17 protein-coding genes and 1 pseudogene are annotated in these 17,281 nt (G+C 73.6%); 2 read left to right on the top strand and 16 right to left on the bottom strand.

The window, feature by feature from the left end:
* Window positions 1-24 precede the first annotated feature (24 nt).
* Window positions 25-849, bottom strand: a complete 825-nt coding sequence (fabI, locus tag VFG42_RS10325; protein WP_324908015.1) for an enoyl-ACP reductase FabI — start codon at window positions 847-849, stop codon at window positions 25-27.
* Window positions 850-959: 110 nt separating this feature from the next.
* Here fabI and VFG42_RS10320 point away from each other — a divergent pair, with 110 nt between their 5' ends.
* On the top strand, window positions 960-1,910 hold the full coding sequence (locus VFG42_RS10320) for a hypothetical protein (protein WP_324908013.1): 951 nt from the start codon (window positions 960-962) through the stop codon (window positions 1,908-1,910).
* Here the strand turns inward: VFG42_RS10320 and sigJ are convergent.
* Window positions 1,901-2,806 (bottom strand): RNA polymerase sigma factor SigJ, encoded by a 906-nt coding sequence (gene sigJ, locus VFG42_RS10315; protein WP_324908011.1) that lies wholly within the window; start codon window positions 2,804-2,806, stop codon window positions 1,901-1,903. The two genes, VFG42_RS10320 and sigJ, sit on opposite strands and share 10 nt — an antisense overlap.
* Window positions 2,807-2,879: 73 nt before the next feature.
* On the opposite strand from sigJ, the gene VFG42_RS10310 reads away from it, so the two are divergent.
* Window positions 2,880-3,815, top strand: coding sequence for an NAD-dependent epimerase/dehydratase family protein (locus VFG42_RS10310; protein ID WP_414642362.1), 936 nt, complete (start codon window positions 2,880-2,882; stop codon window positions 3,813-3,815).
* A gap of 44 nt (window positions 3,816-3,859) precedes the next feature.
* Here the strand turns inward: VFG42_RS10310 and VFG42_RS10305 are convergent, their stop codons facing one another.
* The 14 genes and pseudogenes from VFG42_RS10305 to VFG42_RS10240 form a co-directional block, all read right to left on the bottom strand.
* A complete protein-coding gene (locus VFG42_RS10305) occupies window positions 3,860-5,446 on the bottom strand; it encodes an acyl-CoA synthetase (protein WP_324908007.1) in 1,587 nt (528 codons plus the stop codon).
* Between the two features lie 51 nt (window positions 5,447-5,497).
* Complete coding sequence (locus VFG42_RS10300) at window positions 5,498-7,975, bottom strand: GNAT family N-acetyltransferase (protein ID WP_324908005.1); 2,478 nt, start codon at window positions 7,973-7,975, stop codon at window positions 5,498-5,500.
* An 86-nt stretch (window positions 7,976-8,061) separates the two neighbouring features.
* Complete coding sequence (gene acs, locus VFG42_RS10295; protein WP_324908003.1) at window positions 8,062-10,029, bottom strand: acetate--CoA ligase; 1,968 nt, start codon at window positions 10,027-10,029, stop codon at window positions 8,062-8,064.
* A gap of 11 nt (window positions 10,030-10,040) precedes the next feature.
* A complete protein-coding gene (locus tag VFG42_RS10290; RefSeq protein ID WP_324908001.1) occupies window positions 10,041-10,700 on the bottom strand; it encodes an acetate uptake transporter in 660 nt (219 codons plus the stop codon).
* A gap of 108 nt (window positions 10,701-10,808) precedes the next feature.
* Window positions 10,809-11,783, bottom strand: a complete 975-nt coding sequence (locus tag VFG42_RS10285; RefSeq protein WP_324907999.1) for a hypothetical protein — start codon at window positions 11,781-11,783, stop codon at window positions 10,809-10,811.
* Window positions 11,770-11,982, bottom strand: coding sequence for a hypothetical protein (locus tag VFG42_RS10280; protein WP_324907997.1), 213 nt, complete (start codon window positions 11,980-11,982; stop codon window positions 11,770-11,772). Before VFG42_RS10280 ends, VFG42_RS10285 begins: the two co-directional genes overlap by 14 nt.
* A gap of 101 nt (window positions 11,983-12,083) precedes the next feature.
* Complete coding sequence (locus tag VFG42_RS10275) at window positions 12,084-12,350, bottom strand: hypothetical protein (RefSeq protein WP_324907996.1); 267 nt, start codon at window positions 12,348-12,350, stop codon at window positions 12,084-12,086.
* A 5-nt stretch (window positions 12,351-12,355) separates the two neighbouring features.
* The gene (locus VFG42_RS10270) at window positions 12,356-13,327 is read right to left on the bottom strand and encodes a lysylphosphatidylglycerol synthase transmembrane domain-containing protein (RefSeq protein WP_324907995.1); all 972 of its coding nucleotides are present in this window, start codon (window positions 13,325-13,327) and stop codon (window positions 12,356-12,358) included.
* The gene (locus VFG42_RS10265) at window positions 13,324-13,992 is read right to left on the bottom strand and encodes an HAD family phosphatase (RefSeq protein WP_324907994.1); all 669 of its coding nucleotides are present in this window, start codon (window positions 13,990-13,992) and stop codon (window positions 13,324-13,326) included. Before VFG42_RS10265 ends, VFG42_RS10270 begins: the two co-directional genes overlap by 4 nt.
* Before the next feature lie 39 nt (window positions 13,993-14,031).
* Complete coding sequence (locus VFG42_RS10260) at window positions 14,032-14,619, bottom strand: GNAT family N-acetyltransferase (protein ID WP_324907993.1); 588 nt, start codon at window positions 14,617-14,619, stop codon at window positions 14,032-14,034.
* Between the two features lie 33 nt (window positions 14,620-14,652).
* Window positions 14,653-15,594, bottom strand: coding sequence for an exopolyphosphatase (locus VFG42_RS10255; protein WP_324907991.1), 942 nt, complete (start codon window positions 15,592-15,594; stop codon window positions 14,653-14,655).
* An 88-nt stretch (window positions 15,595-15,682) separates the two neighbouring features.
* Window positions 15,683-15,961, bottom strand: a complete 279-nt coding sequence (locus VFG42_RS10250) for a hypothetical protein (RefSeq protein WP_324907989.1) — start codon at window positions 15,959-15,961, stop codon at window positions 15,683-15,685.
* A gap of 9 nt (window positions 15,962-15,970) precedes the next feature.
* Window positions 15,971-16,672, bottom strand: coding sequence for a hypothetical protein (locus tag VFG42_RS10245; RefSeq protein ID WP_324907987.1), 702 nt, complete (start codon window positions 16,670-16,672; stop codon window positions 15,971-15,973).
* Window positions 16,669-17,281, bottom strand: a pseudogene (locus tag VFG42_RS10240) (hypothetical protein); the annotation flags it as partial. The gene VFG42_RS10245 and the pseudogene VFG42_RS10240, both read right to left, overlap by 4 nt.

Below are 17,281 nucleotides of genomic sequence, written 5' to 3'. Positions count from 1 at the left end.
AGTTCAGGGAGACGGGCCGTAGCGCTACTCGCCGTCGGCGGCCTGGTCCCGTGCCGCCGCGACCGCGCCGCCGTGCACGCCGAGCGCGTGGAAGCCGCCGTCGACGTGCAGGATCTCGCCGCTGATGGCCCGTCCCATCCGGCTCAGCAGGAACAGGCAGGCGTCGGCGACCGGGTCCGGGTCGGCGAGGTCCCACTTCAGGGGCGCGCCCTCCTCCCAGGCGCTGGCCAGGACGTCGAAGCCGTCGATCGCGCCCGCGGCCATCGTGCGCAGCGGCCCGGCCGAGACGAGGTTCGAGCGCACCCCGCGCGGGCCGAGGTACTGCGCCAGGTAGCGGTTGACGGACTCCAGCGCGGCCTTCGAGACGCCCGCCCAGTCGTAGATCGGCCACGCCTTGGAGGCGTCGAAGTCCAGCCCGACCAGCGACCCGCCGTCCTGCGCCCGCTCCAGCAGCGGCGCGAACGCGGCGCCGAGCGTCTTCAGCGAGAACGCGCCGATCTCGAACGCGGCCTTGGCACTCTCGGCGGGCGCCTCCAAAAACCGGCCGCCGAGCGCGTCGCCGGGCACGAAGGCGATCGCGTGCAGGACGCCGTCCACGACGCCCCAGCGCGACTCCAGGTCGGCCACGACCGCCGCGACCTGCGCCTCGTCGGTCACGTCCAGCTCCAGCACGTCGGGCTCGGACGGCAGCCGGCCCGCCATCCGCTGCGTCAGCCGCATCCCGCGCCCGAACCCCGTCAGGACGATCTCCGCTCCCTCCTCCTGCGCCCGCCGAGCGACCGCGAACGCGATCGAGCGGTCGGTCAGCACGCCGGTGATCAGGAGCTTCTTGCCGTCCAGGAGAGCCATCGCCCCATCCTTCCGCATCACGGCCTGACACCGTGGTCTCGGCGTGTCGAATTGGCCCGCCTGGCGGGTCCCGTGTTTCCGCCCCGGCCGGTTCGGGGCATGATGCCCGCGTGGTGGACCGGTCCGTCGTGCGCAGGCGCCGGCTGACCGCGCTGGGCGCGGTGGCGGGCCTCGCCGTCGTCGTGGGCATCGCGGTCGGCGCGGGACGCGGCGGCGGCGGTGGCGACGGCGGCCACGAGGCGGCCACGAGCGCGGCGGCGGGCGGGCCGCAGCCGACGCGGCTGCCCGGCGGCGGGCGCCGGCTGTTCCCCGACCGGCGCGTCGTCGCGTTCTACGGCAACCCGCGCGACGACGAGCTGGGCGCGCTGGGCATCGGCACGCCGACGCAGGCGGCGCGCAAGCTCATCGCGCAGGCCAGGCCCTACGACCTGAAGGCGCGTCCGGTGCTCCCCGCGATGGAGCTGATCTCGACGGTCGCCACCGCGGCGCCCGGGCCGTCGGGCGAGTACCGCGACCGCATGCCCTTCACGATGATCCGCCGCTACCTCGCGGCCGCGCGCAAGGCCAAGGCGCTGCTCGTGCTCGACATCCAGCCCGGGCGCGGGGAGTTCGGCCCGGAGATCGAGCGGCTGGAGCCGTTCCTGCGCGAGCCCGACGTCGGCCTCGCGCTCGATCCGGAGTGGCACGTCGGGCCCGACGCCCTCCCGGGCAAGGTCATCGGGTCGACCGACGCCGACGTCGTCAACGCCGCCGCGACCTACCTGTCGCGGATCGTGCGGGAGCGCAACCTGCCCGAGAAGCTCCTGATCGTCCATCGGTTCACCGACAACATGATCGCGCGGGCCGATCGCCTCAAGCCCGCGCCCGGCGTGCAGACCGTCGTCAACGTCGACGGCTTCGGCGCCAACAGCGTGAAGATCGCCAAGTACCACGCCTTCGTGCGCTCGACGCCGACCGCGCGCCGCGGCTTCAAGCTGTTCTACAAGGAGGACGTCAGGACGATGTCCCCCAAGTCGGTCCTGGCGCTGTCGCCGCGGCCCGACGTCGTCGTCTACGAGTGATCGGCCGCGGGCTGGAGGTGCGCGAGCTTGTCGGGGTTGACCACCGAGGTGATCCCCGCCACCCGCCCGTCGGCGACCTGCAGCGCCATCGCCACCGCCACGCCGCCGTCGGGCCCGACGCCGAGGAAGCCCGGCTGCCCGCCCAGCTCGACCCGGCGCACCGTGAAGCCGCCGCGCTCGCCCTGGCGGAAGAACGCGCGGATCGCGTGGGCGATCCGCTCCGGGCCGACCAGCGGCCGCGCCAGCGCGGGCGCCTTGCCGCCGCCGTCGCCGGTCAGCACCGCGTCGTCGGCCAGCAGCGCGACCAAGGCCTCCATGTCGCCCTCCCGGGCGGCGGCGACGAAGCGGTCGGTCAGCGCCTCGCGCTCCTCGCGGGAGGCGTCGAAGCGCGGCCGCGCGACCACCACGTGGCGCCGCGCCCGCGCCGCGATCTGGCGGCAGTGGTCGGCGTTGCGCCCGACGATCTCGCCGATCTCGGCGAACCTGTAGTCGAACGCCTCGCGCAGCAGGAAGACCGCGCGCTCGACCGGCGTCAGCCGCTCCAGGACCACCAGGAACGCCTGCGACAGCTCGTCGGCCATCTCGGCCTCGGCGGCGACGTCGACGACCGGGTCCGCCGGGCCGTCGGTCAGCAGCGGCTCGGGCAGCCACGCGCCGACGTACTCCTCGCGCCGCGCCCGCGCCGAGCGCAGGTGGTCGATCGCCAGCCGCGTCGCGATCGCCGTCATGTAGGCCTTCGGGTACTCGATCTCGGTGCCCGCGTCGCGCTCGCGCACCGTGCGCAGCAGCGTCTCCTGCGCGATGTCCTCGGCCTCGGCGACCGAGCCGGTCATCCGGTAGGCGATCGAGAAGACCAGCGGGCGCAGCTCGTTGATCGTGTCGGTGTCGAGGGGCATGGATTCGAAGACGATCCTGCCCGGTGAAACGTGACGTGTCACGCCCGCAAGGGCTGTCCCGTCTCCGAGGACCATGCGAATCATGGTGATGGGCGCCACGGGCGCCGTGGGGCAGCACCTGCTGCCGATGCTGATCGACGCGGGCCACGAGGTCGTGGCGGTGACGCGGACGCCGTCCAAGGCGGAGGCGCTGAGACGCGCGGGCGCGCTGCCGGTCGTCTGCGACGCGCTGGACCGCGAGGCGGTCCTCGGCGCGGTGGCGGGCGCCGAGCCGGAGGTGATCGTCCACCAGATGACGGCGCTGGCGGGCACGCCGGACCTGCGGCACTTCGACCGCACGTTCGCGTCGACCAACCGGCTGCGGACCGAGGGGACGCGGCACCTGCTGGAGGCCGCCCGCGCGGCGGGCACGCGCCGGGTCATCGCCCAGTCCTTCACCGGCTGGCCGTTCGCGCGCGAGGGCGGGCCGGTCAAGGACGAGGACGCGCCGCTGGACGGCGCGCCGCCGCGGGCCCAGCGCGAGACGCTCGCGGCGATCGTCGAGTGCGAGCGGCTCGTGGGGCAGGCCGCCGGCGTCGTCCTGCGCTACGGCGGCTTCTACGGGCCGGGGACGTCGCTGAGCGCCGACGGCGGCGAGGTCACCGAGGCGGTGCGCAAGCGCCGGTTCCCGATCGTCGGCGACGGCGGCGGCGTGTGGTCGTTCACGCACATCGAGGACGCCGCGCGCGGGGTCGTCGCGACGCTGGGCGACGACGCGCCCGCCGGCACCTACGCGATCGTCGACGACGACCCCGCGCCGATCCGCGCGTGGCTGCCCGCGCTGGCCGAGGCGCTCGGGGCCAAGCCGCCCCGCCACGTCCCGCTGTGGCTCGGCCGCCTGGCGGCGGGCGAGGTCCCCGCGGTGCTGATGACCGAGTCGCGCGGCGCCTCCAACGCGCGCGCCAAGGCGGTGCTGGGCTGGGAGCCGCGATGGCCGAGCTGGCGCGCCGGGTTCGAACGCGGGCTCTGACGAGGCCTTCGCCAAGATGAGCCGAGCTGGCGTGCCGGGTTCCGTCAGGCGCTCTGAGCGTTCTCCGCCTCGCGCTCGCGCAGCTCGATGCGCCGGATCTTGCCCGTCAGCGTCTTGGGCAGGTCGTCGACGAACTCGATCCGGCGCGGGTAGGCGTAGGCCGAGAGGCGGTCGCGGACGAAGGCCTTGATCTCCTCGGCCAGCGCGTCGCTCGGCTCGTGGCCCTCGGCGAGGATGATGAAGGCCTTGACGACGGTGCCGCGGCGCTCGTCCGGCGAGGCGACCGCCGCGGCCTCGCGGACCGCGTGGTGCTCGATGCACGCCGACTCGACCTCGAACGGGCCGATCCGGTAGCCGGCCGAGATGATGACGTCGTCGGCGCGGCCCGCGTACCAGATGTAGCCGTCCTCGTCCTGGGTCGCGGCGTCCTTGGTGTGGAACCACTCGCCGCCGAACGTCTCCTCGGCCGCCGCGTCGTTGTTCCAGTACCCGAGCGGGTAGTGCGGGTTGCTGCGCGCCCGCAGGCAGATCTCGCCGCGCTCGCCCTGCGGGACCTCCTGCTCGTCCTCGTCGAGGATGCGGACGTCCCAGCCGGGCATCGGCAGGCCCATCGACCCCTCGCGCACCTCCTGCCACGGGTAGTTGGCGACCAAGGGGTAGGACTCGGTCAGCCCGTAGTAGTCGAGGACCGTGACGTCGTACTCGTCGCGGAACCAGCGGATCGCCTCGGGGTTCAGCGGCTCGCCGGCCGAGCAGACGCGGCGGAAGTCGCACGGGAAGCGCTCGGCCGCGCGGTCGATCGACATCATCGAGCGCATCGCGGTCGGGGTCGTGAAGACGTTCGTGACGTCGTGGCGCGACAGGAACGACAGCTGCTGCTCGGGGTCGAAGCCGCCCTCGCGCTGCAGGACGACCTGGACCGCGCCGTAGCGCCACGGGCCCAGCAGCGGCGCGATGCCCGCCGCCCAGGCCCACTCGCCCATGCCGTGGAAGCGCTCGCCGTCCTGGACCTCGTGGCAGTAGACGAACTCCTCGTGCGCGAGCAGGTAGCGGTGCGCGTGGACGATGCCCTTCGCCAGCCCCGTCGTGCCCGAGGTGTAGTACAGCTGCGCCGGGTCGTCGGCCGAGGTGTCGCAGGACATGGGGTCGGTCGAGGCCCCGGCCAGCAGCGAGCCCTCGCCGTCGTCGTCGATCACCAGCAGCTCGTCGATCGTCTCCCCCACGTGCGCGCGGAAGCGCTCCGCGTTGGCGGCGTTGGTCACCAGCACGCGCGGCCGCGAGTCCTTGAGCCGGTGCGCGATGCCGTCGTCGCCGTAGAGCACCGACATCGACAGCAGGATCGCGCCGCGCTTCCAGGTGCCGAAGAAGATCGCCGCGGTCTCCGGCGTCGGCGGCAGCACGACCGCGACGCGGTCGCCCGCCTCGACGCCGTGGTCGGCCAGCACGTGCGCCGCCTGGTTGGCCAGGTCCTGCAGCTCGCCCCACGTCAGGTCACGGCGCGCGCCGTCGAAGCGCTCCCACACCATCGCGAGCTTCTCCCGCGGATGCTTGTCGCAGACGTCCTGAGCGATGTTGTAGCGCTCGGGGACGTGCCACTCGTGGCTCTCACGCAGCTCCTGGTAGTGCCTCATGGGCCAACGTTACCCCCCGCCGCGGGTTTCGCCCCCAGGGCGAGCGTTCGGCTACCAGGTCTTCGCTCGATCTCTCTGCGGCGGCGGCGCGAGGCGGACACGGGCGCCGCCGACGACCACGCCCGCCTCGGAGACCAGGACCGGGTCCAGCTCGGCCTCGGCCAGCTCGGGGATCGCGTCGGCCAGCGCGGCGAGGCGCAGGAGGACGTCGCGCAGGGCGGCGGCGTCGTGGGCGCCCTGGTGGAGGGCGGCGCGGAGGGCGGGCGGGCCGTCGACGAGCTCCTCGGCGTCGACGTCGGTCAGCGGCGCGAGGCGGAAGACCGCGCCGGGGATCGGCCCGGCCCACCCCAGGCCGCCGCCCGGCGCGACGCCGACGACCGGGCCGAACTCGGGGTCGTTGACCGCGCCAGCCAGCACCGCGACCGCGTCGGCCTCGCCGAGGGCGGCGTCCGCCGGCGCGGCCGCCAGCTCCAGGCCGGCGGCGCGCAGCAGCGCGACGGTCTCCTCGCCGCCCAGCCACCCGTCGCCGGCCGCGGCCGCGATCGCCTGCGCGGCGGCCGCGTCGAAGCCCTCCAGCTCGGGCTCCTGGCCGAGGCGGCGGCCGAGCCAGGCGCGGCGGTCGGCGGCGATCGCCAGCGCCCGCACGGCGGCCTCGGGGAAGCGGTAGTTGGGGATCTCGCGCGTCTCGCGCTCGGGCAGCGAGCCGTCGCCGCCGACCACGCACGCGACCACCGGCTTGGCGGTGCCCTCGCGCTCGCCGACCGCCGCCTCCAGCGCGCCGAGGCGCTCCTCGGGATCGGCGCCGCCGAGGCCGACGTGCACGACGAGGACCGCGTCGACGCCGTCGTCGTCCAGCAGCGCCCGCACGGCGACGCGCTCGTCGGCCGACGACGCGCGGACGCCGAGGTCGATCGGGTTTCGCAGGCGATCGGCGTCGGGCAGCTCGACGGCCAGGCGCTCCCGCGTCGCGTCGCCCACGCGCGCCAGCGACAGCCCGCGCGCCGCCGCCGCGTCGGACGCCACGGTCCCCAGGCCGCCCGAGTTCGTGACGATCCCCAGCGCGCGGCCCGCCGGCAGCGGCTGGCGCTCCAGCAGCTCGGCCGCGTCGAAGAGCGTCTGCGTCGACTCCACGCGCAGGACGCCCGCCTGCGAGAACAGCGCCTCGGTCAGCGCCGCGTCGGTCAGCGCGGCGGCGATCCGCAGCCGGCCGGGCGCCGCGGTGTCGTCGCGCGGCTGCGTGCCCTTGACCGCCAGGATCGGCTTGCGCCGGGACACGCGCCGCGCGACCTGCGAGAAGCGCCGCGGGTTGCCGAACGACTCCACGTAGAACGCGACGACCGTCGTGCGCTCGTCGTCGGCGAAGTGCTCCAGGACGTCGTTGGTCGACACGTCGGCGCGGTTGCCCAGCGCCAGGAACGACGAGACGCCCATCCGCCGCGCGGCGGCGTGGCCGAGCAGCGCCAGCCCGAGCGCGCCCGACTGGGACGACAGCCCCAGCCCGCCGGAGCGCAGCGGCACGCGGCCGATCAGCGCCTGCAGCCGCAGGTCGGGGTCGGTGTTGACGACGCCCAGCGCGTTGGGGCCGACCAGCCGCAGCCCGTGCGCGCGGACCTCGGCCAGCAGCTGCTCCTCGCGCGCGATGCCCGCCGGCTCGTCGGTGTCGGCGAAGCCCGTCGACACCACCAACAACGCGCGGACGCCCGCGTCGGCCGCCTCCCGCGCGACGCCCAGCACCTCGCCCGCGGCGACCGCGACGACCGCCAGCTCGGCGGGCTCCTCGAGGTCGCGCAGCGACGCCACCGCGCGGGTGGAGCCGACGACGCCCTGGTCGGGGTGCACGGGCGTGGCGACGCCGCGGTAGCCGCCCTCGACGATCCCGCGGAAGATCGCGCCGCCGACCGAGCCCTCGCGCGCGCTGGCGCCCACGACCGCGATCGACCGCGGCGCCATCAGCGCCCGCAGCGAGCGGACGGTCGCCGCGTGCGTGCGGTCGTCGATGCGCTCGGCCAGCGTGACCGTCGGCGTGAGGTCGAGCGCGAGGTGGACGATCCCGCCCGTCGACGCGCGGCCCACGCCGAAGCCCGCGTTGCCGAAGACGTGCAGCATCGGCCGGTTCTCGGCCATCACCTCCGCGTCGAAGCGCGTGATCCCCCGCCCGGCGGCGACGTCGGCCAACTGCTGCAACATGCTCGTCGCCAGCCCGCGGCCCTGCTGGTCCTCGGCGACCGCGAACGCGACCTCGGCCGCGTCGGGCTCGTTGAGGCGGTCGTAGCCGGCGACCGCGATGACGCGGTCGCCGAGGTGCGCGACCAGCGGGACGCGCGCGTCGAGGTCGGCGTTGGCGTAGTCGCGCGAGATGAGGTCCGAGCGGCCCGCGCCGTGGAAGCGCAGGTAGCGCGACTCGAAGCTCAGCCCGTCGAAGAACGCGCGGATCGCGGCCTCGTCCTCCGGCCGCGGGGACCGCAGCCGCAGGGCGGAGCCGTCACGCAGGATGACGTCGCGGACGATCGGGGCGGCGGCGGGTGGCACTGCGCCCGAGGGTAGCCCCGGCGCGGCGATCCGGGTCGCCTGACGCACGCAGGACGTGCACGAGGTGACCCGGATCGCGTGCGGGATCAGTCCTCGTCGGCGCCGCGCTCCTTGATCTTGCCCTGCAGCTGGGCCATCACGCCCGGGTCGCGCAGCGTCGTCACGTCGCCCAGCTCGCGGCCCTCGGCGATGTCCTTCAACAACCGCCGCATGATCTTCCCGCTGCGCGTCTTGGGCAGGTCGTCGGCCCAGATGATGCGCTTGGGCCGCGCGAGCTTGCCGATGCGCTGGGCGACGTGCTCGCGGATCTCGACGACCAGGTCCTCGTTGCCCTCCAGGTCGCCCTCCAGCGTCACGAACGCGGCGACCGACTGGCCGGTGTCCTCGTCGGTGGCGCCGATGACCGCCGCCTCGGCGACCTTGCCGTGCGAGACGATCGCCGACTCGATCTCGGCCGTCGACATCCGGTGCCCGGACACGTTGAGGACGTCGTCCACGCGCCCGATGACCGAGATGTAGCCCTCGTCGTCCTGCTTGGAGGCGTCGCCCACGAGGTAGGTCTCGGGGCCCCACTTCTCCCAGTAGGTGGACACGTAGCGGTCGTCGTCGCCGTACAGCGTGCGCAGCATGCCCGCCCACGGCCGGGACAGGGACAGCAGGCCCTGCGTCCCGCGCGGGACCTCGTTGCCCTCCTCGTCCAGGACCGCGGCCTCGACGCCCGGCAGCGGCGTGCCCGCGATCCCCGGCTTCATCGCCTGGGCGCCGGGCAGCGTCGTGATCATGATCCCGCCGGTCTCGGTCTGCCACCAGGTGTCGACCACGGGGCAGTGGCCGCCGCCGACGACCTTCCAGTACCAGAGCCAGGCCTTGGGGTTGATCGGCTCGCCGACCGACCCCAGCAGCCGCAGCTTGGACAGGTCGAACTTCTCGACGTGCTCGGTGCCCCACTTGATGCAGGCGCGGATCGCCGTCGGGGCCGTGTAGAAGATCGTGGTGTCGGTCTTCTCGGCCAGCTCCCACCAGATGCCCTTGTGCGGGTAGTCGGGGGCGCCCTCGTACATCACCGACGTCGCCGCGTTCAGCAGCGGCCCGTAGACGATGTAGGAGTGGCCGGTGATCCAGCCGACGTCGGCGCTGCACCAGTACACGTCGGACTCGGGCTTGAGGTCGAAGACGTACTTGTGCGTCCACCCCACGTGCGTGAGGTAGCCGCCGGTGGTGTGCAGGATGCCCTTCGGCTTGGCCGTCGAGCCGCTCGAGTACAGGATGAACAGCGGGTGCTCGGCGTCCAGCGGCTCGGCCGGGCACTCGGCGTCGGCCTTGGCCAGCGCCTCGTCCCAGAACACGTCGCCCTCGCCCATCGGGCAGTCGATCCCGGTGTGGCGGACCACGAACGTGGTCTTGACCGGCATGCCGACGTCGTCGACGGTCTGCTTGACCGGCGCGGTCTTGCCCTTGCGCCGCGCGCCGTCGGCGGTGATCAGCGCCTTGGCCTCGGAGAACTCCATGCGCTCCTTGACCGACTCGGCGCTGAAGCCGCCGAACACCACGTTGTGCGGGGCGCCGATCCGCGCGCACGCGAGCATCGCGACGACGACCTCGGGGATCATCGGCAGGAAGATCCCGACGACGTCGCCCTTGCCGACGCCCGCGTCCTTGAGCGCGTTGGCCGCCCGCTGCGTCTGCTCCAGCAGCCAGGCGTAGGTGATGTCCTTGCTCTCGCCCTCCTCACCGCGCCACTTGAACGCGACGCGGTCGCCGAGCCCGGCCGCCACGTGGCGGTCGAGGCAGTTGTGCGAGGCGTTGACCTTGCCTCCCTCGAACCACTTGTAGAACGGCGGGTTCTCGTCGTTCAACGCGCGCTGCGGTGCCTCGAACCAGTCCAGCGCATCGGCCTGCTTGCGCCACCAGCCCGCGGGGTCCTTCGCCGCCTCCTCGTGGACCGACAGGTCCTTGATCAAGGCCTGGGCCTTGAAGCCCTCCGGGGGCTCGAAGCGCTCCTGCTCCAGGAGCTTGGCGAGCTGATGTTCCAGGTCCTCTGCCGTTCCGGCCATGGTCTCTCTCTTCAGCGAAGGGGCATTACGGGGAGGACGGTGCGCCCGAACGTCGAGTTGGTCACCGCCGCGAACGAGGCATACCACGCGACAACGGCCGTGGCGAGCCCGAGCCACCCGCCGACGTGCACGAGACCGGTGTGCCCGCCCGCGTTCCCGATGCCGAGCACGATGAACGTCGCGGCCAGCAGGAGGAACACCAGCGCCACCGCCGCCGTCGTGCGCAGCGACGCGACGAACATGTAGGCCGTGAAGATGCCCCACGCGATCAGGTAGAGGCCGACCGCGTGGCCGACGTCCGCCGCCGGGATGCCCTTGGCGAAGAACTCCACGAAGGCCCAGTACGACAGCCAGAAGGCGCCGAACGAGGAGAACGCGACCGCGCCGAACGTGTTGCCGGTGCGGAACTCCCACATGCCGGCGGCGAACTGCGCGATGCCGCCATAGGCCAGCGCCAGCCCCAGCACCACCGGCTCGCCGCCCGCTCCTACGAGGTTGGCGTTGAACATGCTCAGGACGAACGTCGTCAGCGCGAAGGCCGCGAGCCCCAGTGGCCCGGGATCGGCCAGGGGCGTGGGAACGAACGTGACGTCGTGAGCGGCGACGGGCGCCGTGGGATCCATCTGCTCTTGGCGCGTGAAGCGCGGAGCGTTGGTCGCCGAGGCTTCCATCTCACCCTCCCTTTGACCCGAGGTGATTGTGAGGGCAAAGGGTTCCCGTGCGAGACGGGCGCGAAGCTGCTTTCAAACCGGCAGCCTCGCTGTTGTCCGGGAGGTGACCTACGAGCGGCGCTTGCGCTTCTTGCGCGCCGACGTCGAGCGGCTCGGCGCCTCGGTGCGCGGGCCCTCGACGGCGGCCGGCTCGGCGGGGCCGGCGGGCGCCGCGGCGCCGCGGCCGCGACCGCCGCCATCGCCGCGCGCCGCCCGCTGGCGGTCGCGCTCCTCGCGCAGCTCCTGCTGGGTGGGCCACGGCACGGCCTCGCCCCGCTCCCAGGCCGGCGGCATCCCCGACGGCCAGCGGCCGAGCATCAGCGCGCCGACCATCGCCAGCCAGAACGCGTTGACGACGAACGCGCCCGCCGACAGCGGCCCGAGGATCTGCAGCACGCCGACGATCGCGCCGAGCACGCCGACGAAGCGCGTCAGCAGGCCAACCCGCATCGCGGCGATCGCGATCATCACGAAGCCCGCGGCCAGCGGGAACAGGCCGATCAGGCCGAGGATCGTGCCGGTGACGACGAGGAAGCCCGTGCGGGCCGCGTCGTGGGCGGCCTGCGTGCCCTGGTCGGCCGCGGACGCGAAGTCGTTGGCGTTGAGCACCAGCCCGAGCGTCAGCATCACGGTGCCGATCGCGGCCGCCGCGGCGCCGACGATCACCAGCTCGCGGGCGAAGCGCGGGGCGTGGCCGCCGCGGTCCAGCGCGAAGCGCAGCAGCGTGACGAGCACGATGCCGACGCCGACCGACACGAGCGCCTGCAGGACCGACCCGACGAGGATCGACCCGCCGTGGTGGTGGAAGAACAGGACCTGGTCGGTGCCCAGGCCGGCGCGGCCGAGCGGCTCGCCGGCGGCGTCGCGCAGCGCGTCGATCTCGGTGACGCGCGGGCGGTCGCTGAGCGCGGCGTTCTGGACGACGTTCGCGACGACCGTGAGGATCGCCGTCGCCAGCGCGACGAGCCCGATCTTGGCGCGCACCGGCCGCTCGCGCGCGACGAGCTGCTCGGGGGTCGCCACGAGGCCGTCAGCCACGGCCATCGGTCAGCGTGCGCTCGGCGAGCGCCGCGGAGTCGGTGCCCAGGCGGCCGGGCAGGATCAGCTCCGGCTCCTCGCGGTCGACGGTCCGCGCGATGCGGTCGCCCGCGGCGAGCACGAGGTCGAGCACGGGCGCGGCGAACCGCAGGCCGGTCTCGATCCGGCCGCGCCAGATCAGCTGGGAGTGGGAAAGCTGCGCCACGAACCCGATCCTATCTGCGGCTGACGGCCCAGCGCGGCCCGGGTTCGGCCGCGCCGGATCCGACCGGCGCGGCGGCGTGACGCCGTGTGCTCAAGCCCGTTCTACTGCAGGCCCTGGCGCGCCTCGCGCACCAGGGTGACCGCCTCGGGGAAGACCGTCGCCATCACCGCGCGGATCTGCTCCGCCTGCTCGTGGGTCGTCCCCTGGATGTTGACGCGGTTGACCGCCGCGACCGTCATCTGCACGGCCAACGCGATCGCGTTGTCGGCCCAGGCCAGGCGCTGCTGGCCCTGCATCTGGTCGGCGAACTCCGCCATGCGGCGCTGCAGCTCGTCCGGGTCTCCGAAGAGTCCTCCAAAGCCTTCCATGCCACCTACTGTAGTGCGCTGGCCTTCTCGGCCTCGCGGTGTTCTCGGCCCGCCGCGATGACCTCCTTGAACGAGCGGAACTGGAAGATCGTCACCAGCGCGACGAAGCCGACAGCGAGGCTGAACGCCGCGATCGCGATCTGCTGGCCGACGCTGTAGGCGGCGACGGTCGCGCCGGTCGCCGTGCCCGCGAAGACCTTCACCAGGAACGCCTGCTGGACGCCCGCGCCGCCGGGCGTGAACGGCACGACGGCGGCGACCGCGTTGACGCCCAGGACCAACAGCACGTTCTTGACCGAGCCGCCGATGTGGAAGGCGTCCAGCAGGAACCAGAAGGCGGCGAAGCGGAACAGCCAGCCGCCGAGCTGCACCAGCCAGACCTCGCGGAAGTAGCGGCCGCGGTCGAAGACGATCGTCAGGCCCTGGCGCACGCGCGCCCAGAAGGCCTTCACCTTGGTCGACAGCAGCGCGAAGGCGAGCAGGCCGCCGACGGCCAGCGCGGTCAGCAGGAACAGCAGGAAGCGCGGGTGCGACGCGAAGAACGACAGGTCGAACGCGTGCAGCTTGGAGAAGTCCGGCGGCTTGGGGAAGACGCCCTGCGTGAACGCGAACAGCAGGATGAACGCGCCCATCGTCGCGTCGAAGCCGGCCTCGACGAGGAACGAGGCGCCGATCGCGGGGTAGGTGGAGTTCGGGACCGACGTCTTGACCAGGAACAGCTTGATGACGTCGCCGCCGCGCGCGGGCACGACGTTGTTGAAGCCGTACGCCGCGATGTAGGCGCCCCAGATCCGCTTGAACTCGATCCGCTCGGTCGGGTAGGCCGCCCGCAGCACGTTGTAGAACGCCCGCGAGCGGATCGTCAGGTAGGTGCCGAAGCAGAGCAGGCCGAGCGCCAGCGCCCCCCAACGGATGTCGGCGAGGTTGCTGAAGAACTGCCCCGCCGCATCGAAGAAGTCGCCGACGCCCGCGATCACCTCGGGGACGATACGAGGCCGACGGCCTCGAGGACGACGGTGTCGGCGAGCGACGCCGTCGTCACGTCCGCGGGCGGGATCTCCATGTCGGGGATGTAGGGCACGCCGATGACGTGCAGGCCTGCCGAGGCGGCGGCCTGGGCGCCGGTCGGCGAGTCCTCCAGCCCGACGCTGCGGCCCGGGGCGGCGTCCAGGCGGCGGCAGGCCTCGAGGTAGATGTCCGGCGCGGGCTTGGGGTTGGCGACCTCGTCGCCGGCGACCGTGATCGCGAAGCGGTCGGCGACGCCGGCGGTGGCCAGGACCTGGTCCAGGAACGAGCGCGGCGAGTTGGAGGCGACCGCGATCGGGATCCGCGCCTCGCGCAGCGCGTCGACCAGCTCGACCGCTCCGGGCCGCGGCTCAACGTCGTGGCGGGCCTCCTCCATGACGAGGTCGTGCAGCTCGTCGATGAGCGCCGCGCCCTGCCCGGGCTGCTCCAGCCACGCCTCCAGCTTGCCCGCGGCGACCGTGTGCGAGGAGCCGATCATGTCGCGCTTGTGCTCCATCGTGAACGTGGATCCGTGGCGGCGGAACAGCTCGGTCTCGGCCCGGGTCCAGGCGGTCTCGGTGTCCAGGAGCAGGCCGTCGCAGTCGAAGATCACGGCATCGGGTGGGAGCAGGGTCACCGCACCCACCCTACGAGACCGTGTTCGGGTCCTCGGGCCTCAGGCGGGCTCGCGCCAGAGGAACCAGACCGGCGGGCCCTTGGGCAGGTCGAGCCGGTCGAGCACCTGGAAGCCGTGGCGGCCGTAGAAGGCCAGGTTGGCCTCCTTGCCGGTCTCCAGGTAGGCGGGCAGCCGCTCGCGGTCGCAGAGGTCGAGGCCCGGGCGGATCAGCTGGGAGCCGACGCCCCGGCCCTGGCGATCGGGGTCGACGCCGAGCACCGCGAGGTACATGTGGCGCTCGGACGGATGGCGCAGCTCGACCTGGCCGAGGCCGCGCAGCACGCGCGGCAGCCGCGGCAGGACGCCGGGGAGCGTCAGGCGCAGCAGCGTCAGCGTGTCCCTGGCGTCCTCGCGCCAGCGGTCCGGCAGCGCCCACAGCGCCGCGCCGCCCGCGCCGTCGGCGGTCGTCCACGACACGTCCTGGACCATCAGCCGGCGCACCTGCCAGGCGAAGAAGCGCGTCGCCCAGTGCGGGCGCCGCCGCGCGTTGGCGTAGACCCAGCACGTGACCGGGTCGTCCTGGAACGCGCGGGCCAGCGCGACCGCCAGCCGATCGACGTCGCCGCCGGATACCGGGCGCACGCTCATCTCGCGCCCGGACGATATCGAGCGCTGAGTGCTCTACCCGTCCGCGTTGAGCCGCGCCAGCAGCTCGGCCTGGACGCGCTCGGCGTCCTCGTTGGGGACCTGGCAGGTCCCGGCCGCGGAGTGCCCGCCGCCGCCGTACTCCAGCATCAGCTCGCCGACGTCGGTCTTCGAGGAGCGGTCGAGGATCGACTTGCCGACGGCGAAGACCGTGTTCTGGCGCTTGAGGCCCCAGAGGACGTGGACCGAGACGTTGCACTCGGGGAACAGCGCGTAGATCGTGAAGCGGTTGGTCGCGTAGATCGGGTCCTCCTCGCGGAGGTCGAGGACGACCGCGTTGCCGTGGCGCGTCGCGCAGCGGCCGAGCTGGTCGATCGCGGCGTCGGCGTGCTCGCGGTAGAGGTCGACGCGCTCGGCGACGTCCGGGGTGAGGAGGATCTCGTCGATCGACTTCGTCGTGATGTCGTCGATCAGCTGCATCATCAGCTGGTAGTTGCTGATGCGGAAGTCGCGGAAGCGGCCGAGGCCGGTGCGCGGGTCCATCAGGAACGAGATGTAGTCCCAGCCCTGCGGCTCGAGGATGTCCTCGCGGGTGAAGTCCGCCGCGTCGGCCTTGTCGACGGCCGACATGATGTCCTCGCCGACCGAGGTGAAGGTGTCGGTCCCGCCGTAGTAGTCGTACACCACGCGCGCGGCGGACTTGGCGCCGGCGACGATGACGTGGTTCTCGGGCGAGTCCTCGACGCGGACCAGCTCCGAGTCGTGGTGGTCGAAGCTCAGGTGCACGCCCGGGACGTAGGGCAGGTTGGTGGTGATGTCGCGGTCGTTCAGCTCGACCTTGCCGTCCTGCACGTCCTTGGGATGGACGAAGAGGATGTCGTCGAGGATGCCGAGCTCCTTCAGGAGCGCGGCGCACACCAGCCCGTCGAAGTCGGAGCGCGTCACCAGCCGGTACCGCTCGGCCACCTGCGTCGTCATGCGGAGAGTCCCTGTCCCTTTGCCACTGGAAGTACGAGTTGCGGTCGTTCTCCCGTGGTCGTCGGCAGGCGCACCGGTTTCCTGAAGGTCAGCCGTCCGCGTGCTTCTCGAGGTAGTCGATGTAGACCGGGCGCAGCGCGTCGGAGAGGCGGCCGTCGTCGTCGCGGAACGTGTCGGCGACCTGGCCGGACCAGTGGGCGACGTCGTAGTCGGCCTGGTCCTCCTCCCCGGCCGCGGCCTCCGCGGCGGGCACCATCCGCATCAGGTTCCACAGGAACTTGACGTCCAGGTGCTTCCTGGCGCGGGCGACCGCGCGGTCGTGCAGCTCCTTGGAGCTGAGGGCCTCGAGCTCGTCGCGGCGTGACATGGCCATAGCCTACGAGAGCGCGACGCCGGCGCAGACGCACTCGACGAAGCGGCCGTTGCCGAGCGGGAGGACGACGTGGCGGACCGGGCCGAGGTCGGCGCGGCGGATGGCGGTCAGCAGCGCGATCCAGGGCGAGTCGAGGACCTCGGAGACGACGCCGGGACGGGCCGCGCCGAGCGGGCGCGAGGGGCCGACGGAGGTGGCGACGACGCCGGTCAGCGTCAGCGTGGCGCCGGGCCAGTCGAGCGTGACCTCGTCGTCGGCGTCGAGGCCGATCGTGGGCGTGGCGCCGTCCAGCGGCGGCGGCTCGGGATCGGTGAGCGCGACGACGCGGGTGGGACGGCGCCCGCCCGCGACCGCGCGCCAGCGGGAGGAGCGGTGCTCGCCGCGCGTCGCCCACGCGGTGGTGGACTCCCGATACCAGCCGACGATCGCCGGGGCGGCGCGCTCAGCGGGCTCGGGCGCCGCGATCCCCATGACCTCCAGCGCGATCGCGGCCAGCTCGGCCGCAACGGCGTCGGCCTCGCCACCGGCGCGCAGGACCGCGACGACGCGCGGCGCGTACGGGTCGTACTCGTCCCACGTGTCGGGGAAGGCGCTCGCCACGCCGATGGGGTCCCAGCGCCAGAAGAGCAGCTCGCGCAGCTCCTCCTCGCCGTGGGCCTCCCACCACGCGGCGTGCTCGTCGTCGTTCAACGGCTCCTCGCTCACGGCTCCACACGCTGCCACAGCGCGGCGAGCGCCGCCGCGACGGCGGCGACGGTCACGACCGCGAGGGCGTCCTCGGCGAGCCGGCCGGCGAGCGCGGCGCCCGCCGCCATGCCCGCGCCGGCGAACGTCGTCAGCCAGGTGAAGGCCTCGACGGCGCGGTCGGGCGGGACGACGTCCTCCAGAAGCTCGAAGACCGCGACGTTGAGGACGCCGTAGCCCGCGCCCGCGAGCGCGAGCAGGACGGCGACCTCCGGCAGGCGGTCGAGCGCGAGCGTGGGCGCGACGGCGAGCGCGACGATCGCGCACCCGGCGCGGTAGCGCCACGCCGGCGGACGGTCGGCGGCGCCGCGGGCCGAGCCCGACCACAGGGAGGCGCGGATCGAGCCCAGCGCGAACGTCGCCAGCGGCAGAGCGCCGAGCGCGGCCGAGCCGGCGCGGTCGGCGACCGCGGGCGCGGCGACGTCCAGCGCCCCGAAGGCGACGCCGAGGAGCAGCTCGACGAGCACCAGGGCGCGCAGGCCGCGATGGACGGCGAGCAGGGGACGGCGCCGGGCGCGCGCGGGCGGCGGGACGGGCGCGGGCGGCGGGACGGGCGCGGGCGGCGCCGCG

Origin of the sequence: Baekduia sp. (assembly GCF_035685985.1) — a bacterium.
Classification (GTDB): domain Bacteria; phylum Actinomycetota; class Thermoleophilia; order Solirubrobacterales; family Solirubrobacteraceae; genus Baekduia.
Note: the sequence above shows the minus strand (reverse complement) of the source record. Positions and strands in the feature narration are given on the sequence as shown.